This window comes from Pseudomonas sp. TE3728, from assembly GCF_056279145.1.
Map to the genome: position 1 here is coordinate 4,033,160 of NZ_JBWBQT010000001.1, position 22,240 is coordinate 4,055,399.

Consider the following 22,240-nt stretch of genomic DNA (forward strand, 5'->3'; position numbering starts at 1 on the left):
CTTATTGGGCAGGGCTGGATGGGGAAACCACGACGGCGCTGCGCACGGCTCGCACGTCGAGGCTGATCTGGTATTCGGTGTATTGGCGCGGCGGGACATTCATCACCGCGCGCCACAACGACTGATCCAGCTCGCGATACCCCACCAGTACGCCGATATGGCGGGTGGCCGGGTCGAGGTCGCGCTGCAGGCTCAACTGCTGGCCGGGCTGGATCAGCACTTCGTCCTGATCGATCAGATCGGCGCCGAGCGTCGCCTGGGCCCGTTCGGCCAGTGCGAAATAATCGGAACGGCCGAAGGTGGCAGCATTTTTCAATTCGAAAATACGCACCCGGACCGGGGCTGGCTGGCCAGTAGCGCCGGGGTTGAGCCCGGCAATGGCGTGAAAGTGCAACTCGACGGCGGCCGTGTCGGCCTCGGCCTCAGCCTCTTCGGGCTGGGGTTTGGCCGCATCCTTGGCACATGCGGTCAGCAGAAGCGCGGTGGCAACTGCGAGTAAAAACCTGGGAATCATCCTGCGTCCTCAATGACGTTTCAGCTATCCGTTGTTCCGTTCTTTGCTATCAATGGCGCTATGCGATGGCGACGCTCAGCCGCGGCGCTGCCTTGTACTGTGTTCTTCGTAGGCGCGACTGAATTCCCGACCGAACAGGTCCTGGAAATCCTCTTGGGCCTCGCGGGAAATATTGCTGTAGAGCTCGGTGAACTGCTGCCAGTACTGGGCCTGTCGCGAGCCACTGAAAATGCTCGACAGGCCACCGGGCTTGCCCATGCGCTCTTCCAGCTGCCCCGGCTCGAAGCGCGTCAGCAGGTGCTTGATCGCCGCTTCCACGCCGGCCATCACCGCCAATTGGTGGGCACGCAAGTCATCAAAGCTGTCGCGCACTGCCAGGTCCGGCGCCATGAACGCCTGATTGCTGTGGCGCAACAGCAACAGCAATGCTTCATCGACGTTGGGAGCGAATTTCAGCGGGTTGTTTTCCACCGGTTGAATCATCGTCTGCTGAATGCGGAACTCGCCCTTGAGGCTGCTACGGGCGCGCAAGACATCGATCAGGCCTTCGACCATCAGCCGATAACTGCGGCCGATGCTTTCCATTTGTGCCTCGGCCTGAGCCTTGTCCAGGCGCACTTGATCCAGCCCGGCACCGCGCAGAAAGGCTTGCAACAGGTCGGGTTGAGAATTGTCGGCCGGGCTGACCGGATCGACCAGGCGTTCGACGACGGCCACAGGCGGTTCGCAAAGGGGTGCCGGTTCGATCGGTACCCTGATGTGAGGTACGGGTGGCGGCGCAACCTCTGCAACAGGCAGCGGGACGATAGCCACCGGTGCAGGCTTGTCGCTGAACAGGTCCCAATCTTCCGGAATCACCGGGGCCGACACCAGCGGCGCAGGCCCGGCCACGGGCGTTGGGGTGGGGATCGGAGTCGGTGGGCGGAAGTCATGCTGCTCGGCCGGGACATGGTCGGGCTGGGTGGCCGGCGGAACGCTGGTCGGTGTCAGAAAGTCGAACAGGTCCGGCATCGTGTCCATGGCCGATACGCCCTGAAAATGTGCAGGTGGCGTCATGGGCAACGACGTCGGCGTATTCACGACGGCGCCCTGACGCCCCATCAGGGCTTCGAAGCTGCTGGACGAATCGGCGAAAGGGTTGCCGTCGGTCACCGGCAGACTGAAATCGATACGCGCCTGGATTTCATAATCACCGATGCGGATAACTTCGCCATCTTGCAACGGCTCGCTGTTGCCCTTGCGCAGACGAATACCGGCCTTGACCAATTCCACACCATTAGTGCTGTTATCAGTTAAGTAATACCGGCCATCTTTATATTGAACAACGCAATGTTTGCCGGACACCAAACGCTCTGGATCGGGCAATACCCAGTCATTATCAGAATTACGGCCAATTGCCATCACACCCTGATCCATGGATTTCTCAGGGCACTGGCCAGGGGTAATTTTGTGATAACTAGTGATAGTCAAACACAGCGACATCTTGCCTCCTTGCTGAACACTTTGCGCGCGGGCGAATCGGGATTCACTCCCGCCAGACTCGCTCCGACAACCTTGCAAAAACAACCTTGAAACGGCTTTTTACCAGCATGATTGCTGATCTTAACCGGCCTGCGTGACAAAAAAACCTGCATGAGTGCCTGCTTCGACCTATCAGTCGCGCGGGTTGTTAAGCACCTCACATCTGTCACACAGAGGAAATAGCTTACCTTGACAAGCCATAAGTACTACACCAAAAATGAACAACTTCTTGAATATCAATGATGGCACTTTAAGATCACTGCGTATCCAAAGGGCCATTACACTCAAGGAAACATGTGAAGTTCCACTTGGAACTAACGTGTGAACAGCCCGACTGTCAGTCGGGCGATATGGAGATCAAATTCAGTGGAAGTGCCTTTGCTGCTCGCCGCCGTTTCCGCGACTTCGCCTTGTGGTGAAGATTTGGAATATGACGCGGATTTTTTGCGCCTGGAACGCGATTCCCAAGGCCAGCCCGAGCGCAGCATGGGCGATTCGATATTGCCTGCCGCCCCCCCTGAATGGCGCAGCATCCAGCAGCAAAGTCTGGATTTGTTGCAACGCAGCAAAGACCTGCGTATCACCCATTTCCTTTTGCAAAGCTCCCTTGCCCTTGAAGGCGTTACCGGCCTGGCTCGCGTCCTGACACTGATCAGCGAATTGCTCAAGCAATACTGGGCCGACCTGCATCCGCGTCTGGATGCCGAAGACAACAACGACCCCACTGTGCGCATCAATGCCCTCGCCGGCCTGACGTCCGATGCAACCATTCGCCTGCTGCGCGAAAGCATCCTGGCCCGTTCGCGAACCTTTGGTGCTGTCAGCCTGCGCGCCGCCGCTAATGCCAGCGGCCTGCAAAGCTTCCCTGACGAGAACCTCGGCGCCGAGCAGCTCGCCGGGGCGTTCCTGGACAGCGATCCCGAACAGTTGGAAATCACCCGCGCCGCTTTGCACGAGGCCCGCAGCGTCGCCGAGGCCATCGAGCAACAGGTCAGCGAACAAATCGGCTCCGCCCAGGGCGTTGACCTTGGCCCGTTGAAGCAACCGCTCAAAATGGCCTTGCAGATTCTCGGCCAGTTCGCCCCCCAGAGCGGCGACAGCCCCCTGCCCGATGCCATCAGCGACGACAGTCCCGCGCCGGTTGAATACGCCACCGCGCCGAGCACACCGCGCAGCACTGGCGAAATCAACAACCGCGACGACGTGCTGCGCAGCCTGGACCGGATTCTTGCGTACTACACCCGTCATGAGCCCTCCAGCCCGCTGCCGGTGCTGTTGAACCGGGCGAAGAATCTGGTGCATGCCGACTTTGCGGCCATCGTGCGCAACCTGATTCCCGACGGCATGAGCCAATTTGAAAACCTGCGCGGACCAGACAGCGAATAAAAGCGAACGGATCACGCAGTCACGTCACCGGTACCACCGATGACGCCAACACCGTCGCTTGAGCGACCAGGAGCAGCAACGTGGCGAAGCAAAGTTCTCAGAAATTCATCGCGCGCAACCGTGCGCCTCGAGTGCAGATCGAGTACGACGTCGAGCTCTACGGCGCCGAGAAAAAGGTCCAGTTGCCCTTCGTCATGGGCGTCATGGCGGACCTCGCCGGCAAGCCCGCCGAGCCTCTGGCACCTGTGGCCGATCGCAAGTTCCTGGAGGTGGATGTCGACAACTTCGACTCGCGCCTCAAGGCCATGCAGCCACGCGTCGCGTTCCATGTGCCCAACGAGCTGACCGGCGAAGGCAACCTAAGCCTGGACATCACCTTTGAAAGCATGGACGACTTCAGCCCGGCCGCCGTGGCGCGCAAGGTCGACTCGCTAAACAAGTTACTCGAAGCGCGCACCCAACTGGCCAACCTGCTGACCTACATGGACGGCAAGACCGGTGCCGAAGAAATCATCATGAAGGCCATCAAGGATCCGGCGCTGCTCCAGGCGCTTGCCAGTGCGCCGAAGCCAGCCGAGCCTCAGGCTTAATCAGGACGAATGATCATGACCGATTCAGTACGTGCAGACGCTCAGACACTGAGCACCACCGAAGAAGCCAGCGAGTTCGCCTCCCTGCTGCTGCAAGAATTCAAACCCAAGACCGAACGCGCTCGCGAAGCCGTCGAGACCGCCGTGCGCACCCTGGCCGAGCAGGCCCTGGCGCAGACCGACCTGGTGTCCAACGACGCCATCAAGTCGATCGAATCAATCATCGCCGCCATCGACGCCAAGCTCACCGCCCAGGTCAACCAGGTCATCCACCACCCCGATTTCCAGCAACTGGAAAGCGCTTGGCGTGGCCTGCATTACCTGGTCAACAACACCGAGAGCGATGAGCAACTGAAGATTCGCGTGCTCAATATCTCCAAGACCGACCTGCACAAGACCCTGAAGAAATTCAAGGGCACCGCGTGGGACCAGAGCCCGATCTTCAAGAAGATGTATGAAGAAGAATACGGCCAGTTCGGCGGCGAACCTTACGGTTGCCTGGTGGGCGACTACTACTTTGATCAGTCGCCGCCGGATGTCGAGTTGCTGGGCGAGTTGTCAAAAGTCTGCGCCGCCATGCACTCGCCGTTCATCGCAGCCGCATCGCCGACCGTGATGGGCATGGGCTCGTGGCAGGAACTGTCGAACCCGCGCGATCTGACCAAAATCTTTACCACCCCGGAATATGCCGGCTGGCGCTCGCTGCGCGAATCGGAAGACTCGCGCTACATCGGCCTGACCATGCCGCGTTTCCTCGCGCGTCTGCCATATGGCGCCAAGACCGATCCGGTGGAGGCCTTCGCCTTCGAAGAAAGCACCGACGGTGCCGACAGCTCCAAGTACACTTGGGCCAACGCCGCTTACGCGATGGCGGTGAACATCAACCGCTCGTTCAAACACTTCGGCTGGTGCTCGCGCATTCGTGGCGTGGAGTCTGGCGGTGAAGTGGAAAACCTGCCGGCGCATACCTTCCCGACTGACGATGGTGGCGTGGACATGAAATGCCCGACCGAAATCGCCATTTCGGACCGCCGCGAAGCGGAACTGGCGAAGAACGGTTTCATGCCGCTGCTGCACAAGAAAAACACCGACTTCGCCGCGTTCATCGGCGCCCAGTCGTTGCAGAAACCGGCCGAGTACGACGACCCGGATGCCACCGCCAACGCCAACCTGGCCGCGCGCCTGCCATACCTGTTCGCCACCTGCCGTTTCGCTCATTACTTGAAGTGCATCGTGCGCGACAAGATCGGCTCCTTCAAAGAGAAGGACGAAATGCAGCGTTGGTTGCAGGACTGGATCCTCAACTACGTCGACGGTGACCCGGCGCACTCCACCGAAACCACCAAGGCCCAGCACCCATTGGCTGCGGCCGAAGTGATCGTCGAGGACGTGGAAGGCAACCCGGGGTACTACAACTCCAGGTTCTACCTGCGCCCGCACTATCAGCTCGAAGGCCTGACCGTGTCGCTGCGCCTGGTATCCAAGCTGCCTTCGGCCAAAGGCGCGTAAAAACCTGCTGAACGGTACACGGTAAATGTGGGAGCGAGCCTGCTCGCGATCGCGGTGGATCAGTCGCTACCAGTGTTGCCTGACACTCCGCCATCGCGAGCAGGCTCGCTCCCACAGGGGTCTTCATTAGGTTGGAGATCACCTTGAACCCCCTTCAGCAGAACAGATTTCGCAAGGTCGGCGTTAACCAAACAATGTGGTAGAGACCACACAGGGAGAAAACATGGCTGTTGATATTTTCATCAAGATCGGCGACATCAAGGGCGAGTCCATGGACAAGGCCCACAAGGACGAGATCGACGTCTTGAACTGGAGCTGGGGCATGTCTCAGTCCGGCAACATGCACGTGGGCAGCGGTGGTGGTGCCGGCAAGGTGAACATCCAGGACCTGTCGCTGACCAAGTACGTCGACAAAGCCTCACCGAACCTGATGATGCACTGCGCCAGCGGCAAGCACATCGACAAGGTCAAGCTGACCGTGCGCAAGGCCGGCGGCGAAAGCCAGGTCGAGTACATGATCATCAACCTGGAAGAAGTGCTGGTCACTTCCTTGAGCACTGGCGGCTCGGGTAGCGATGATCGCCTGACCGAAAACCTCACCCTGAACTTCGCCAAGGTGCTGGTGGATTACCAGCCGCAAAAAGCCGACGGCACCAAGGAAGGCGGGCCGGTCAAGTTCGGCTGGAACATCCGCCAGAACGTCAAGGTGTAATCGAAGATGCCCCCGGTGTTATGCGCCGGGGGTGTTTTGGTGCTTGCTCGAATCCAATCCTTTTCCCTCCGGTGTCTGAGTCATGGCCAAGCCTTCGTTTATTAATTTGTGGAAAGCGTATTCCGATCTGCTGATTAAGTACCCTGACGCAAAGCCCTGTGAAGGGCCTTGGGCAAACCAGTGTGCTATCCGCATGAGCATGACGCTCAATGCAGAGCTGACCATCAAGGTCAACAAATCCACCTATACCGAACCCAAATGTGCACATGAGCACGCCAGGGGTGCCGAATCACTGGCGAACTGGTTGTGGAAGCATCATCTGGGGCGGCCACAGATTCTCGGTGGCAGTGCCGAAGAACGCCGCAAGTTGCAAGACAAGACCGGGCTCATCTTCTTCAAGGATTGTTTTCAGCAGGCAGGAGAGTCACCGGACAGTCGCACCGGCGATCATATCGACCTATGGAATCGTGGCTTGACTATTGGCCGCTACAACGACCCTGCCTACCGATCCAAAGCCATCTGGTTCTGGGAGCTTTCATGATCAAGTCCAGCCGAAACTGGGTAGCCCTGTGCAGCGTGTTAGCGAGCCTGTGCGCGTGTGCCGACCAACAGGCTGCCTCCGCGGATCAGGTCGTCGCCCTGGGCGAACAGAAATTGACGCTGGAAAACGACCAGCAGCGCTGCGTCCTGCGTAGACCGGACCAGAGCGTGCTGCCACTTGAGATGCCATGGCCTTGCCAATTTGCCGTCGACCGGCAGGGCAAACCCCACGTCGAATCCTTCAACAACGTACCGATCGTGATCGTGCTGCATGTGAACGTTGACCCCGCGAACAGTCGTGAATGCCGGTCCGAGTACCGCGCCATTCGTCAAATCAACGGCCAGCTCGAACCTTCGATCGTCGCACGCAGTGCCAGTTGCGTGCGCGGTGCAGGCGATCAGAAAGACTACACAGCGCTTTTCACTTGGTAAGCGACTTCACATGCAATCGCCCACGACTTTGCGTATCACTCATGACAGGTTGGCTTTGAGGGTTGAAATGACTAAGCGAACCCTGTTGATTCTGCTCTCTAGCGGCCTCCTGTTGAGCGCTAATGCCTGGGCCGAACAAAAGCAACTCGCGGCACCCAGCAACCAAGTCATTTTTGCCGGACAAACATTGACTCTGGAAAACCACGATCAGCAATGTGCGTTACGCAAACAGGACCAAAGCCTCTTGAAACTGGACATGCCGTGGCCTTGTTTTCTGAGCGTCGACCGCAAGGGGCAGCCACGGGTCGAAACCTTCAACAACGCCCAAATCATTATCGTGGAGCACTCCACGCCCGAGCCCCCTCCGAGCCGTGATTGTGATGCTCAGTACCAAGCCATCCGCCAAATCAAAGGCCAGCCCATGGAAGTGTCGAAAGTCGCTCATAGTGCTGGCTGCATGACCGGCGTCATGGACCAGAAAAGTTTCGTGGCACATTTCTCGTGGTAACCGAAATCGCTACCCGCGATCGCCTGCAACCGTCCCTGCTGGACCGGTTGACCGATGACGACCCGAGCAATCCCAAGGAAAGCGCCGACAAGCGCGTGCTCTCCCTGACTCAACTGAAAGCTTCGGTGCTGCGCGACCTGGCGTGGTTGCTTAACACCACTTCATTGCTCAGCGCCGATGCGACGTTGCACACCCCGGCTGGCACGTCGGTGGTCAACTTCGGGCTGCCAGCCTTGGCCGGCAACAGTGCGTCGAACGTCGATATCGCGGCGCTTGAGGCGCTGATCCACCAGGCCATCGCTACGTTCGAACCGCGGATTCTGCGTAACACCTTGCGCGTGCGGGCCCGGGCATCCGCCGAGATGAACCACAACGCCCTGAGTTTCGAGATCGAAGGCGATCTCTGGGCTCAGCCAGTGCCGCTGCGCCTGATGCTGCAAACCGACCTGGACCTGGAATCCGGCCATGTGCGAGTGATCAACGCCGATCAGCGGAGACGCTCATGAACCCGCGCCTGCTGGAACTGTACAACCAGGAATTGCACCACGTGCGCGAAAGCGCAGCGGAGTTCGCCCAGGAATACCCGAAAATCGCCAGTCGGCTGACGTTGTCCGGCATGGACTGCGCCGACCCGTACGTCGAGCGCTTGCTGGAAGGGTTTGCTTATCTGACGGCGCGGGTACAGCTCAAGCTCGATGCCGAATACCCGACCTTCACCCACAACCTGCTGGAAATCGCGTACCCCCATTACCTGGCGCCGACACCGTCGATGACCGTGGTGCAATTGCAGGCCGACCCCGATGAAGGCTCGCTGAGCAGCGGCTTCCCGCTGCCCCGGGACACGGTCCTGCGCGCCGCCCTGGGCCGCGAAACCCAAACCTGCTGCGAGTACCGCACCGCCCATGCGGTGACGTTGTGGCCGTTGCAGGTCAGCCAGGCCGAGTACTTCGGCAACCCGTCCGCCGTGCTAGGGCGCCTGGCCGCCAGCGAACCCAAGGCCAAGGCCGGCCTGCGCCTGACCCTGCGCACCGGCGCCGAACTACCGTTCAACAGTCTGTCCCTGGACAACCTGCCGCTGTACCTCAATGGAGCAGACGAGCAGCCCTTCCGCCTCTACGAACAGCTGCTGGGCAACGCCTGCGCCGTGTTCGCCCGTCAGCCCGGCGGTGATTGGGTGGAACGCCTGCCGCAGGACGCACTGCGTTCCCAGGGATTCGACGATACCGACGCCGCACTGCCAGTGGTCTCGCGGGCCTTCCAGGGCTATCGCCTGTTGCAGGAATACTTCGCCCTGCCCCATCGCTTTCTGTTTGTCGACTTCACCCAGTTGAGCCGGGCAGTCAAACGCTGCGACGGCCAGGAACTGGAATTGATCGTGCTGTTCGACCGCCACGATCCAAGCCTGGAAGGCAGCGTCGGCGCCGCGCAGTTCCTGCCGTTCTGCACCCCGGCCATCAACCTGTTTCCCAAGCGCCTGGATCGCATTCACCTGTCGGAACGGGTCAATGAACACCATGTAATCGCCGACCGTACCCGGCCGATGGATTTCGAGATTCATTCCCTGACCACCCTCACCGGCCACGGCACCGGCTCGGAGCAGCCTTTTTTGCCGTTCTATGCGGTACGCGATCCGTCTCGCTACGGTCGCGATCAGGCCTGGTACACGGTGCGACGTGAACCCCGCGTGCTGTCCAGCGGACAGCGGCGCAACGGCCCGCGTTCGACGTACATCGGCAGCGAAACCTTCGTCAGCCTGGTGGACAGCCAGCAGGCGCCTTATCGCCACGACCTGCGCCAACTGGGCGTAACAGCGTTGTGCACCAACCGCGACCTGCCGCTGTTCATGAGTGTGGGCAACAGCAAGACCGACTTCACCCTGGCCGACAGCGCACCTGTGGCGGCGGTGCGCTGCGTGGCAGGCCCGAGCCGCCCACGCGCCAGCCATGCCCACGACGCCAAGGCGTGGCGGTTGATCAGCCAGCTTTCGCTGAATTACTTGTCCCTCAGCGAACAAGGCCAGGGCGCCGCCGCCCTGCGCGAACTGCTGCGCCTGTACGGCGACAGCAACGACGCGGCGTTGCAATTGCAGATCGAAGGCCTGCGCGAAGTCAGCAGCAAGGCCTGCACCCGACGGCTGCCGATGCCCGGCCCGATCGTGTTTGGTCGTGGCCTGGAGATCACCCTGGAATTCGATGAAAACGCGTTTCGCGGCACTGGAGTCTTCTTGCTCGGTGCAGTGTTCGAGCGCTTCCTGGCACGCTACGTGTCGATCAACAGTTTTACCGAGACGGTGATCCGTACCACCGAACGCGGCGAGATCATGCGATGGAAAGCCAAGCCCGGACGCCGTCCGACCCTGTGAGTACCCTGGACGCGATGCACCAGGAACCCTGGGAATACGACTTCTTCCAGGCGTTGCGGCGCATCGAGTGCGAATCGCCTGAACTGCCGCGCCTGGGCCATTCGTTGCGTCTGGCCGATGATCCGCTGCGCCTTGGGCAACAGGCCGATTGCAGCTTCGCCCCGGCGACCCTGGCGTCGGTACAGCCGGGCGTCGACGGTGCGCCGGCGCGCCTGGAGCAGTTCTTTTTCGGCCTCGGCGGCCCCAACGGCCCATTGCCGCTGCACATCACCGAATATGTGCGCGAACGCCAGCGCAACAACGCCGACAGCACCAGCAAGCGCTTCCTGGATGTGTTCCATCACCGCCTGCTGAGCCTGTTTTATCGGGCCTGGGCCGAAGCGCGGCCGACGGTCAGCCATGACCGCCCGGACGATGACTACTGGTCGGCACGCCTGGCAGCACTGAGCGGCCGCGGCATGCCGAGCCTGCTCAAACAAGGGCTGATCCCCGACACGGCGAAGTTGCATTACAGCGGTCATCTGTCGGCACAAACCCGCTACCCGGACGGTTTGAAAGCCATTCTCAGCGAGTACTTCGGCCTGCCGGTGGAGATCGAAGAGTACGTCGGCCAATGGCTGGAGCTGCCGGAACGCAGCCGCGTCGGCGTCAGCGCCCATCAATTGGGCGTGGATTTTTGCCTGGGCCGTTACGTCTGGGATCGCCAGCACAAATTCCGCATTCGCCTGGGGCCACTCAAGCTCGATGACTACATGGGCATGCTACCCGGTAGCCACCCCTTTAATGAGCTGGTGGCCTGGGTGGCCGAATACCTGGGCCATGAACTGGACTGGGATCTGAACCTGATTCTGAAACAGCCCGAAGTACCGGCGCTGCAACTCAATCGCCAGTTCCGCCTGGGTTTCAATACCTGGCTGGGCAAGCCCGAAAAAGATGCCAAGGACTTAATACTGGCCCGGCATTACGCCGAGCAGGCCAACACCTCACAAACCTCAAGGAGCCAAGAGCATGGGTGAAATCAGTCGCGCCGCGTTATTCGGCAAACTCAACAGCGTGGCCTACAAAGCCATCGAAGCCGCCACCGTGTTCTGCAAGTTGCGCGGTAACCCTTATGTGGAGCTGGCCCACTGGTTTCATCAGTTGCTGCAACTGCAGAACTCGGACCTGCACCGCCTCATCCGCCAGTTCAATATCGAGCCGGCGCGCCTGGCCCGGGACCTGACCGACGCCCTGGACCGTTTGCCACGGGGCTCGACTTCAATCACTGACTTGTCCTCCCATGTGGAAGAAGCCGTGGAGCGTGGCTGGGTCTACGGCAGCCTGATGTTTGGCGAAAGCCAGGTGCGTACCGGTTACCTGGTGCTGGGCATCCTCAAGACGCCGAGCCTGCGCCATGGGCTACTGGGGCTGTCGGCAGAGTTCGACAAGATCAAGGTCGAGGCCCTGAGCGAGCGTTTTGACGAATACGTCGGTGACTCGCCGGAAAATGCGCTCAGCGCCAGCGACGGTTTCAACGCCGGCAGCGTGCCTGGTGAAGCCAGCGGCGCCATGGCCCCCAGCGCCATGGGCAAGCAGGAAGCGCTCAAGCGTTTTACCGTCGACCTCACCGAGCAGGCCCGCAGCGGCAAGCTTGATCCGATTGTCGGGCGTGACGAAGAAATCCGCCAACTGGTGGACATCCTCATGCGCCGTCGGCAGAACAATCCGATTCTGACCGGTGAAGCCGGTGTCGGTAAAACCGCCGTGGTCGAAGGTTTTGCCCTGCGCATCGTCGCCGGTGACGTGCCGCCGGCGCTCAAGGACGTGGAACTGCGCAGCCTCGACGTCGGCCTGTTGCAGGCCGGCGCGAGCATGAAAGGTGAATTCGAACAGCGCCTGCGCCAGGTCATCGAAGACGTCCAGGCCTCGCCAAAACCGATCATCCTGTTTATCGACGAAGCCCACATGCTGGTCGGTGCCGGTGGCGCCGCCGGCACCGGGGACGCGGCCAACCTGCTCAAACCCGCCTTGGCCCGGGGCACCCTGCGCACTGTGGCGGCCACGACTTGGGCCGAGTACAAGAAGCATATCGAGAAAGACCCGGCCCTGACCCGCCGCTTCCAGGTGGTGCAAGTCGCCGAACCGTCCGAAGACAAGGCATTGCTGATGATGCGCGGCGTGGCCTCGACCATGGAAAAACACCATCAGGTGCAGATCCTTGACGAGGCCCTGGAAGCCTCGGTCAAGCTGTCCCACCGCTACATCCCGGCGCGCCAGTTGCCGGACAAATCCGTGAGCCTGCTGGACACCGCCTGCGCCCGGGTCGCCATCAGCCTGCACGCCGTGCCGGCCGAAGTGGACGACAGCCGTCGCCGCATCGAGGCGCTGGAAACCGAACTGCAAATCATCGCCCGCGAGCACGCCATCGGCATCGTCATCGGCGCCCGCCAGAGCAACAGCGAAAACCTGCTGGCCGCCGAGCGCGAACGCCTGGCCGAACTCGAAAGCCGCTGGGCCGAAGAGAAAACCCTGGTGGACGAACTGCTCGCCACCCGCGCCACCCTGCGCGAAAGCGTCGGCGTGGTAGACCGCGACGTTGGCAGTGAAGACAGCCACGTCCTGCGAGAGAAACTGGTGGACCTGCAACAGCGCCTCAGTGCCCTGCAAGGGGAAACCCCGCTGATCCTGCCGACCGTGGATTACCAGGCCGTGGCCTCGGTGGTCGCCGACTGGACCGGCATTCCGGTGGGCCGCATGGCCCGTAACGAACTGGAAACCGTACTCAACCTCGACCAGCACCTGAAGAAACGCATCATCGGCCAGGACCACGCCTTGCAGATGATCGCCAAGCGCATCCAGACCTCCCGGGCCGGCCTCGACAACCCGAGCAAGCCGATTGGCGTATTCATGCTCGCGGGCACCTCCGGCGTGGGCAAGACCGAAACCGCCCTTGCCCTGGCCGAAGCTATGTATGGCGGTGAGCAGAACGTCATCACCATCAACATGAGTGAGTTCCAGGAAGCCCACACCGTGTCCACCCTCAAGGGCGCGCCACCAGGCTATATAGGCTATGGCGAAGGCGGCGTGCTGACCGAGGCCGTGCGGCGCAAACCCTACAGCGTGGTGCTGCTGGACGAGGTGGAAAAAGCCCACCCGGACGTGCACGAGATCTTCTTCCAGGTCTTCGACAAAGGCGTGATGGAGGACGGTGAAGGCCGGGTGATCGACTTCAAGAACACCTTGATCCTGCTGACCACCAACGCTGGCACCGAGCTGATTGCCCAGGTCTGCAAAGACCCGCAAAACGTGCCCGAGCCCGAAGAGATCGCCAAGGCCCTGCGCCAGCCGCTGCTGGAGATTTTCCCGCCGGCATTGCTGGGCCGCTTGGTGACCATTCCGTACTACCCGCTCAGCGACGAGATGCTCAAGGCCATTACCCGCCTGCAACTCAACCGCATCAAGAAGCGTGTGGAGAACACCCACAAAGTGGCCTTCGATTACGACGACGCGGTGATCGACCTGATCGTCTCCCGCTGCACCGAAACCGAAAGCGGTGGGCGGATGATCGACACCATTCTGACCAACAGCCTGTTGCCGGACATGAGCCGCGAGTTCCTCACCCGCATGCTCGAAGGCAAAGCGCTGGCAGGCGTGCGGATCAGCGCCCGGGATAACGAATTGCACTACGACTTCAGCGACGCGGCCTAAGGCCAAACCGCCTTTGTAGGAGCTGCCGAAGGCTGCGATCTTTTGATCTGGCTCTTCGGCTTGAGACTCAAGTGGTATCGAGAAAAGATCGCAGCCTCACTTCGCTCGACAGCTCCTACGGGAAATGAGGCGGCAACAAGGGATAATTAATGCTATTCAAGCAACTCTCACGCTTGGCAAAAATCACCAGCCCCCTGGGGCCGGATGTGCTGTTGCTCAAGGACATGGGCGGCGGCGAAGAGCTGGGGCGGCTGTTCAACTATGAGCTGCAATTGCACTCGCTGGACAACGCCATCGACCTCAATCAGTTGCTGGGCAAACCCATGTGCCTGAGCCTGCAACTGGACGGCGGTGGCGAGCGCTATTTCCATGGCATCGTTGCCCGTTGCAGCCAGAACGTCGACCAGGGCCAGTTCGCCAGCTACCAGGTCACGCTGCGGCCTTGGCTATGGCTGCTGACCCGCACCTCCGATTGCCGGATTTTCCAGAACCTGACCATCCCGCAGATCATCAAGCAGGTGTTTCGCGACCTGGGTTTTTCCGATTTCGAAGATGCCCTGAGCCGGCCCTATCGCGAATGGGAATACTGCGTGCAGTATCGCGAAACCAGCTTCGATTTCGTCAGCCGCCTGATGGAGCAGGAAGGCATCTACTATTTTTTCCGCCATGAACAGGGTCGTCATGTATTGGTGTTGGCCGATGCCTACGGCGCCCATACCAGCGTGCCCGGCTACGCTTCGGTGCCTTACTACCCCAAGAATGAACAGCAGCGCGAACGCGATCACATTCACGATTGGCACCTGGCCCAGGAAGTCCAGCCGGGCTCGCTGGAACTCAACGACTATGACTTCCAGCGCCCCAGCGCGCGAATTGACGTGCGCTCGGCCATGCCTCGTCCGCACACCGCCGGCGACTATCCGCTGTACGACTATCCCGGCACCTATGTGCAAAGCGCAGACGGCGAACATTACGCCCGCACCCGCATCGAAGCCTTGCAGACCCTGCACGAACAGGTCGAGTTCGCCGGCAACGCCCGGGGCCTGGGGTCGGGACATCTGTTCAGCCTCACGGGCTTCAGCCGCCAGGACCAGAACCGCGAATACCTGATCGTCGGCGCCCGTTACTACGTCGCCCAGGAAAGCGGGGAAACCGGCGGCATTGGCGCTTCGGCGCAGTTCGAAAGCAGCCTGACCTGCATCGACGCGCAACAAAGCTACCGTCCCCTGCCCAACACCCACCGCCCTATCGTCAAAGGCCCGCAGACCGCACTGGTGGTTGGCCCCAAGGGCGAGGAAATCTGGACCGACCAGTTCGGCCGGGTGAAGGTGCATTTCTATTGGGACCGCCACGACCAGTCCAACGAAAACAGTTCGTGCTGGATTCGCGTGTCGCAATCCTGGGCCGGTAAAAACTGGGGCTCGATGCAGATCCCGCGGATCGGCCAGGAAGTGATCGTCAGCTTCCTCGAAGGCGACCCGGACCGGCCGATCATCACTGGCCGCGTCTACAACGCCGAACAAACCGTGCCTTACGACTTGCCGGAAAACGCCACCCAAAGCGGCATGAAAAGCCGTTCGAGCAAGGGCGGCACACCGGCGAACTTCAACGAAATCCGCATGGAAGACAAGAAAGGCGCCGAGCAGCTGTACATCCATGCCGAGCGCAATCAGGACATCGTGGTCGAGGTGGATGAAAGCCACTCGGTGGGCCACGACCGCAACAAGAGCATCGGGCATAACGAAACGGTGACCATCGGCAACAACCGTCTGCGTATCGTCAAACAGGAAGACATTCTTTCGGTGGGCCAGCGCAAGACCGACAGCATCAGCCAGAGCTACGTCATTGAAGTGGGTGAGAACCTGCGGCTGGTCTGTGGTGAAAGCATCCTGGAGCTCAATGCCAGCGGCCAGATCAACCTGACCGGCGTGCAGATCAGCTTCTATGCCAGCGGTGACGCCGAGTTCAACACCGGCGGCGTGCTGCACCTGAACAACGGCGGCGGCGCTGGCGCCACGCCTGATGGCCAAGGCGTCAAGGCCAGCATCGACGCCAACATCAATGCCGCGTTTCCCAAGCCCAAGGGCTAATCACGAGATCTGTGTTCCATGACTTACCGAATCAATGAATTCCAGTTCCAACTGCCGGCAGGCGAACTGCAAGACGCGTCGATCAACATCCTCAAGTTCCCTGAACTGGGCACTTCGCTGATTGTCAGCCGCAGCTTGCTGGCCGAGGGCGAAACCTTGCAAAGCAACTTCGACGACCAGCTCAAGCGTCTGGAAAAACAAGTGCAAGACTTGCGTTTTCAACCGGGCGTCGCCGTGCGTCTGGGGGCCAGCCAGGAAGTCGAAGGCATCGAGTTGCGCAGCCAGTTCAACAAGGGCAACGACAAAGTTTTCCAATACCAGTTGGCACTGGTGTTGCCCGGCACCCGCAAGATGCTCGCCCTGAGCTATGCGAAGGCCGAGAAACTTGGCGATGCCGAAGCCGCGCATTGGGCGATCATCAAGAGTTCGCTGTTGTTCGACGTTCCGGCCTGATGAGCACCCTGCATGTCTGATGCACTCTGGGCCGCCCGGCTGGGCGACGCGCTCGATCACACCTCGATGATGGCCGACATCCTCGGCGGTGTGCTCGAGGTAGCAGCCAACATCGCGATTACCGCGCTGGCCACTGCCGCCGTGGTGGCGGCCACCGGCATCACCGTCGTCACCGGCGGGCTGGGGTGCTTCGTGCTCGGCCTGGTGGTGGGCACGATCGTCGGCCTCGCCATGAGCAAGACCGGGGCCGACAAAGGCTTAAGCAATCTGTGCGAGAGCTTCAGCAACGCGCTGTTTCCACCCACGGTGCAGGCGAACATTCTCACCGGTTCCACCAACACCCTCACCAACAACATTCCCGCCGCCCGGGCTGCCGGGGCGATCCCGTCCCATGTCGCGCCCGCCGGCACCGAGCTGGAAATACCCGAGCCGGAAGCCGAAGCCAGCTACCTGGACATGGCCGAGAGCTTCTTCTCCCAGATGTGGCGCCCCACCGTCGCCACTCCCGCGCCCGGCACGGTACCCAAGCCGCTGGACCTGCTCGTCTGCATGAAGCATCCGCCAATGCCGCCGCAGTTTATGGCCGAGGGCTCGGACAAGGTCACCATCAACGGCCAGCCCGCCGTGCGTAGCGGCGACCGCAGTACCTGCGACGCCAAGGTCGTGTCGTCCGGGCTGATTTCCTCCAACGTGACCATTGGCGGCGGTTCGGTGGTGGTGCGCGAGATCCGCAGCGGCAAAACTCCGGGCGTGGGGCTGGCGGTCACGGCGTTGCTGATGCTCAAGGGCGGCAAAGGCAAGTTCTTCAGCAAATTGCCGTGCATGCTGATCGGTGGCGCGACGTCGATGGCCGTCAGCAGCGCGATGGGCGCCATGGCCAACGCCGCCATGGGCTCGTCGAACCCGGTGCACGCGGCGACCGGGGCCAAGGTGCTGGGTGGCGATGACGAGCTGGATTTCGTGTTGCCCGGCATCTTGCCGATGGATTGGCAGCGCTTCTACAACAGCCGTGACGAACGTCGCGATGGGTTGTTTGGGGCGGGTTGGAGTGTGTCCTATGAGGTGCGGGTTGAAATCCTGCCTCACCCCGAGGGCGGCGAAACGCTGGTCTACACCGATGAGCAGGGCCGGCGCATCGACATGGGTTCGATCCCCTTGGGCGGCGCGGTGTTCAGCGCGGGGGAAGGGCTTAGTGTTCGACGCCATGTTAATGGGCAGTTGTTGATTGAAAGCGATGACGGTGTGTATCGCTTGTTCAATCCAACGCCCGGCAATACGGCGCTGCTGCGCCTTGATCAATTGGGCGATCGCAACGACAACCGCATTTACCTCGACTATGACGAAACCGGACGCTTGATGCGACTGCGGGACACCTTCGATCTGGTGCAGGTCGAGCTGGTTCGCGAACGCGACCGCATGGCTCGGGTTGAACGCCTCTACCCCGATCAACGCCGCGAAATACTCGCCAGTTATGGCTACGACGCAGCGGGCAACCTGGCCGAAGTGCGCGACGCCGCTGGCCAGGTACAACGGCGCTTCAGCTACGACGCCGGACGGCGGATGGTCGAGCATCAGTTGCCCACGGGGCTGCGCTGTTTCTATGAATGGGCGTTGATCGAAGACCTTGAATGGCGCGTGGTCCGGCACTGGACCGACGAAGGCGACGCCTACCAGTTCGACTACGACCTCGGCACCGGTGTCACGCGCATCACCGATAGCTTGCAGCGCATCAGTACACGGCGCTGGAACACTCAACACCAAATCACCCAATACACCGACAACCTCGGCCAGACCTGGCAGTTCGAGTGGAACGACGAGCGCCAGTTGCTCAACGCCACCGACCCACAGGGCGGTCGCTATGAATACAGCTACGACGACGCCGGCAACCTGATCAGCGAAACCGACCCGCTAGGCCGCAGCGACTCGACCCTCTGGCTCGAGCACTGGGCCTTGCCATTGGTGGACACCGACGCCGCCGGCAACAGCTGGCAGTATCGCTACGATCAGCGCGGCAACTGCATCGCCGAAACCGATCCGCTGGGCCACATCACCCGCTACCGCTACGACACCCACGGCCAGGTCGTCGAGATCATCGACGCCACCGGCAAAAGCAAAAAGCTGCGTTGGAATCCATTCGGCCAATTGATCGAACACATTGATTGCTCGGGTTATCCGACGCGGTTCAGCTACGACCATCGGGGCTATCTGCAAACCATCACCGATGCCCTCGGCGAACGCACCCAATTCAGCTATGACGCCCAAGGGCGGTTGCTCAGCAGCCAATTGCCGGACGGGCGCACCGAGCAGTATCAGCGCGACGTCAGCGGCCAGTTGACCGGTTATACCGACCCGGCCGGGCACACCACGCTCTATCAACACAACCGTCGCGGCCAGGTGCGCCAGCGCACCGACGCCCATGGCCGGCAGGTGCAGTTCGGGTATGACAGCTATGGGCGGCTGCAAGCGCTGACCAACGAGAACGGCGAAAGTTATCGGTTTGCCTGGGATGCCGGCGATCGGCTGACCGAACAACAGGATCTGGATGGCAGCGCCAAGCGCTACACCTATGACCTGCTGGATAACGTCGCGGCGGTGACGGCTATTCCGGCGCCTTACGGCAACGGCTTGGCCATCGTCCCCGAGACGCCCCCGGCCCCCATCGTTCATCGACTGGAACGCGACGCTGTCGGCCGGCTGATCGCCAAAATCACCGACGATGGCCGCACCGACTATACCTACGACCCATTGGACCAACTCACCGCCGTCACCTTCACCGACCACCACGGCAACGCACAAACCCTGAGCTTCGCCTACGATGCCCTCGGCCAATTGCTCGCAGAACAGAGCGCGGCTGGCAGCCTGCACCACCACTACGACGAACTCGGCAACCTGATCCAGACCCAACTGCCCGACGGCCGCTGGATCAACCGCCTGTATTACGGCAGCGGGCACCTGCACCAGATCAACCTCGACGGCCAGGTCATCAGTGACTTCGAACGCGACCGCCTGCACCGCGAAGTGCTGCGCACCCAAGGCCAGATCAGCACCCGCAGCGAATACGACCGCAGCGGACGTTTACGCTCACGCCAACGCCGACACAGCAGCCAGCCCTCGCTGATGCCGGCCGCCGTGCAGAAACATTTCGAGTACGACCCCGCCGACAACCTGATCGGCAAACTCGACCAACAACCCGCCGCGCAACACCGCCAACTGCTGCACTACGACGCCACCGGCCGCATCATCGCCAGCCAGGACAGCCTGCACGGCCAGCGCGAAACCTTCGCCTACGACGCCGCCGCCAACCTGCTGGACGGCCCGCAGCCCGCCGCCGGGCTTGTGATGCACAACAAACTGCTGACCTTCCAGGACAAGCGTTACCGCTACGACGCCTTCGGCCGGATGATCGAAAAACGCAGCGCTAAACGGGGCCTGCAGCGCTTCGGTTACGACGCCGAGAGTCGATTGATTGAAGTGCGTAATGACAACGGCAGCGTGCTCAGAATGACCTACGACCCGCTGGGCCGACGCATCGAAAAAACCGAGCACGACAGCAACGGTTATCCACTGGGAGAAACCCGCTTCACCTGGGACGGCCTGCGCTTGTTGCAGGAACATCGCCATCAACAGACCAGCCTCTACCTCTACGAAGACGAAGGTTACGATCCCCTCGCCCGGGTTGACGGGACAGGCCCGCTGCAAAAAATCCGCTATTACCACAACGACCTCAACGGCCTGCCGGAACAACTCACCGAAGCGGACGGCCACAACGTCTGGCAGGCAACTTATCGGGTGTGGGGCAACACGTTAGAAGAGGTGCGCGAGCCGTATTACATTGAAGAGCAGAACCTGAGGTTCCAGGGGCAGTACCTGGACCGGGAGACGGGGCTGCATTTCAATACGTTCAGGTTTTATGATCCGGATGTGGGGCGGTTTACGACGCCGGATCCGATAGGTCTAAACGGCAGTTTAAATTTTTACGTATACAGCCCCAATCCCTTCGAATGGATCGATCCACTGGGACTGTCTTGCCGCCTAAACTCTGTAGGCAGAACGCCTGGGAAGAGCAGCCGTACGGGGAAAGCCGTGATAGCGCGGATGAGAGCCGAAGGTAAAATAATTGGTTCCGGGAAAAACATGAGATTCCAGAGCACCGACAAGAAATGGTATTCGATTAAAGACGCTGACATGGCGCATAAAACAGATGCCGTTAAATATTGGAACTCTAAAGGCGGTTTCCATGGAGCCAAAACCAAAGAAGTGAGGGGATGGATGCGCGACCCAGATAACTATGAGCTGGAATACTATTCCCACAACCGGTCCAAAGGTGCACTACTCACGGACCGATACAGGGATTCCGGCGATTTTATCGGCCCAGCTGAAAAACCCATATATTAGGAAAGGATTGTTATATGAAAGATTTAGCAGATAAAAACCCCACGTTGGCAGATGAAATAATGGCCATCATGGCCTCGGGCAATGAGCTCGATGAGCAAAACAAAAAAAATGAAGCCCAGGCCTTGTACCAAAAAGCATGGGACTTACTTCCTGAGCCAAAACTTGAATGGACACCTTTGTCGTCATGGGTCACAGGTTCTTTTTTCAACCTGCACTTCGACAACGGTGACTTCGAAGCCGCTAAAAATTGGGCGCAAAAGACCCTAGATGGCCGAGAGTCAGATATCGATACAGGTCCGTTGATCAACTTGGGAATGGTCTACTTTGAACTGAAAGATTATTCACAGGCTTATAAATACTTTGACGATGCTTATAGCTTCGGTAAGGCACGAGCCTTTCAAGAAAGACCAAAAAAATATCTGAAGTTCTATTTAGAGAAAAAAGCCTGACCATGGCCCAGGGCTCTAGGGCCGACACCTGAGGTTTCAGGGGCAGTACCTGGACCGGGAAACGGGGCTGCATTTCAATACGTTCCGGTTTTATGATCCGGATGTGGGGCGGTTTACTACGCCGGATCCGATTGGGTTGGCGGGAGGACTGAATTTTTACAGTTATGCCCCAAACCCCCTGACCTGGATAGATCCGCTTGGGCTATACAATGGTGAAGGATCTCGCGACCTAGGGAAATATCATGTATTCCATGAGCACTCACTGAACGCGTCCGAATACAAAATGACTGACGCAGAGCACTTTAGCCGCGCAAATGAATCTGTTTACAAACGAATGCAAACAGATCCGGACTTTAAACGTCAAATGCAGACTAAATACCCTGGTGCTGTAGAGCATGTGCAGCCACGGCCGAATGGGACGTTCAGAGGAACATCCCCAGCCAATATGACTTGGCATCATGGAAACAAACCAGGCTCATTACAGCCAGCCGACTTCAATGATCATAAAACGTATCATAAAATCTACCACCCTGATGGTAAAGGCGGTCGAAATAAATGGGGCGGCGGTACGAAATGTCGAAAATAAGGAGTACTTATGATAACCATTAATGGCTTTGACGAGCTTCTGCAAAAATGTAATGACCTACCCAATGTAGGATGGTTATATGTTGATACTGATTTTGATTTGGAGTCAAAAAACGACATCCTAAATAAAAAATATTACCTTGCAAAAAATGACGACGAAGAAATGGAGCTCGATGACAAATACGGAACATTCCTTGAGTCTCCAATACTCAAAGCGATCATTGAAAATAAAACAGAACATCATCCGAACGCCAGCAAAGAAGAACTACTGAAAGCAGTTACTTATTATTTGGAAAACGATGACTTTCTAGACTAGATTAGAAAAGGAGCCGGAAGAGCCAAACAACTTCCGGCTCTACTTTTTAGTGAAAACCATAACATGCATGTTTGGATAAAAAACGGGAATAAGTTTTTCTACCGAGAGACCTGACTGCACTACAACACGTTCCGGCTTTATGATCCGGATATGGGGCGGTTCGACCTAACAAAAGACTCTCCAGTTTATGTTAA

At 59.6% G+C, this 22,240-nt stretch carries 19 protein-coding genes and 1 pseudogene; 18 read left to right on the forward strand and 2 right to left on the reverse strand.

Going from position 1 to position 22,240, the window contains the following annotated elements:
• Position 1: 1 nt before the first annotated feature.
• Together tssJ and tagH are read right to left on the reverse strand one after the other, a co-directional pair.
• Complete coding sequence (gene tssJ / locus ACZ89R_RS17630; protein ID WP_007894506.1) at positions 2–514, reverse strand: type VI secretion system lipoprotein TssJ; 513 nt, start codon at positions 512–514, stop codon at positions 2–4.
• Positions 515–589: 75 nt separating this feature from the next.
• Positions 590–1,996: a type VI secretion system-associated FHA domain protein TagH gene (gene tagH, locus ACZ89R_RS17635; RefSeq protein WP_429545092.1), complete on the reverse strand. Its 1,407-nt coding sequence runs from the start codon at positions 1,994–1,996 to the stop codon at positions 590–592.
• A 405-nt stretch (positions 1,997–2,401) separates the two neighbouring features.
• Between tagH and tssA the strand changes: the two genes are divergently transcribed.
• The 18 genes and pseudogenes from tssA (at position 2,402) to ACZ89R_RS17725 (ending at position 22,046) form a co-directional block, all read left to right on the forward strand.
• Positions 2,402–3,421 (forward strand): type VI secretion system protein TssA, encoded by a 1,020-nt coding sequence (gene tssA, locus ACZ89R_RS17640; protein ID WP_429542291.1) that lies wholly within the window; start codon positions 2,402–2,404, stop codon positions 3,419–3,421.
• A gap of 80 nt (positions 3,422–3,501) precedes the next feature.
• Positions 3,502–4,011, forward strand: a complete 510-nt coding sequence (gene tssB / locus ACZ89R_RS17645; RefSeq protein ID WP_007894500.1) for a type VI secretion system contractile sheath small subunit — start codon at positions 3,502–3,504, stop codon at positions 4,009–4,011.
• Between the two features lie 15 nt (positions 4,012–4,026).
• Positions 4,027–5,520, forward strand: coding sequence for a type VI secretion system contractile sheath large subunit (tssC, locus tag ACZ89R_RS17650; RefSeq protein ID WP_007894498.1), 1,494 nt, complete (start codon positions 4,027–4,029; stop codon positions 5,518–5,520).
• A 223-nt stretch (positions 5,521–5,743) separates the two neighbouring features.
• On the forward strand, positions 5,744–6,232 hold the full coding sequence (locus ACZ89R_RS17655; RefSeq protein ID WP_007894494.1) for an Hcp family type VI secretion system effector: 489 nt from the start codon (positions 5,744–5,746) through the stop codon (positions 6,230–6,232).
• Between the two features lie 82 nt (positions 6,233–6,314).
• Positions 6,315–6,773, forward strand: a complete 459-nt coding sequence (locus tag ACZ89R_RS17660) for a T6SS effector amidase Tae4 family protein (protein WP_429542290.1) — start codon at positions 6,315–6,317, stop codon at positions 6,771–6,773.
• Positions 6,770–7,204 carry a hypothetical protein gene (locus ACZ89R_RS17665; RefSeq protein WP_429545091.1) on the forward strand — a complete coding sequence of 145 codons (435 nt, stop codon included), beginning with the start codon at positions 6,770–6,772 and terminating at the stop codon, positions 7,202–7,204. The genes ACZ89R_RS17660 and ACZ89R_RS17665 overlap by 4 nt, the downstream gene beginning before the upstream one ends.
• A gap of 10 nt (positions 7,205–7,214) precedes the next feature.
• Positions 7,215–7,712: a hypothetical protein gene (locus ACZ89R_RS17670; RefSeq protein WP_429545090.1), complete on the forward strand. Its 498-nt coding sequence runs from the start codon at positions 7,215–7,217 to the stop codon at positions 7,710–7,712.
• Positions 7,706–8,218, forward strand: a complete 513-nt coding sequence (tssE, locus tag ACZ89R_RS17675; protein WP_123500805.1) for a type VI secretion system baseplate subunit TssE — start codon at positions 7,706–7,708, stop codon at positions 8,216–8,218. Before ACZ89R_RS17670 ends, tssE begins: the two co-directional genes overlap by 7 nt.
• On the forward strand, positions 8,215–10,074 hold the full coding sequence (tssF, locus tag ACZ89R_RS17680) for a type VI secretion system baseplate subunit TssF (protein ID WP_429545089.1): 1,860 nt from the start codon (positions 8,215–8,217) through the stop codon (positions 10,072–10,074). The genes tssE and tssF overlap by 4 nt, the downstream gene beginning before the upstream one ends.
• Positions 10,038–11,090, forward strand: coding sequence for a type VI secretion system baseplate subunit TssG (gene tssG / locus ACZ89R_RS17685; RefSeq protein ID WP_429545088.1), 1,053 nt, complete (start codon positions 10,038–10,040; stop codon positions 11,088–11,090). The genes tssF and tssG overlap by 37 nt, the downstream gene beginning before the upstream one ends.
• A complete protein-coding gene (gene tssH / locus ACZ89R_RS17690; RefSeq protein ID WP_429545087.1) occupies positions 11,083–13,761 on the forward strand; it encodes a type VI secretion system ATPase TssH in 2,679 nt (892 codons plus the stop codon). The genes tssG and tssH overlap by 8 nt, the downstream gene beginning before the upstream one ends.
• Positions 13,762–13,910: 149 nt before the next feature.
• Positions 13,911–15,848 (forward strand): type VI secretion system Vgr family protein, encoded by a 1,938-nt coding sequence (locus ACZ89R_RS17695; protein WP_429545086.1) that lies wholly within the window; start codon positions 13,911–13,913, stop codon positions 15,846–15,848.
• 18 nt (positions 15,849–15,866) lie between these two features.
• Positions 15,867–16,301: a DcrB-related protein gene (locus tag ACZ89R_RS17700; RefSeq protein WP_429545085.1), complete on the forward strand. Its 435-nt coding sequence runs from the start codon at positions 15,867–15,869 to the stop codon at positions 16,299–16,301.
• Between the two features lie 12 nt (positions 16,302–16,313).
• Entirely contained in the window at positions 16,314–20,696 is a 4,383-nt protein-coding gene (locus ACZ89R_RS17705) for an RHS repeat-associated core domain-containing protein (RefSeq protein ID WP_429545084.1), read from the forward strand.
• Positions 20,697–20,710: 14 nt separating this feature from the next.
• A complete protein-coding gene (locus ACZ89R_RS17710) occupies positions 20,711–21,145 on the forward strand; it encodes a tetratricopeptide repeat protein (protein ID WP_429545083.1) in 435 nt (144 codons plus the stop codon).
• A 22-nt stretch (positions 21,146–21,167) separates the two neighbouring features.
• A pseudogene (locus ACZ89R_RS17715) lies at positions 21,168–21,347 on the forward strand (RHS repeat-associated core domain-containing protein); the annotation flags it as partial.
• Positions 21,333–21,731, forward strand: coding sequence for an HNH endonuclease (locus ACZ89R_RS17720; protein WP_476241496.1), 399 nt, complete (start codon positions 21,333–21,335; stop codon positions 21,729–21,731). The pseudogene ACZ89R_RS17715 and the gene ACZ89R_RS17720, both read left to right, overlap by 15 nt.
• Before the next feature lie 9 nt (positions 21,732–21,740).
• Positions 21,741–22,046: a DUF7716 domain-containing protein gene (locus ACZ89R_RS17725; protein ID WP_429545082.1), complete on the forward strand. Its 306-nt coding sequence runs from the start codon at positions 21,741–21,743 to the stop codon at positions 22,044–22,046.
• Positions 22,047–22,240: the final 194 nt, after the last annotated feature.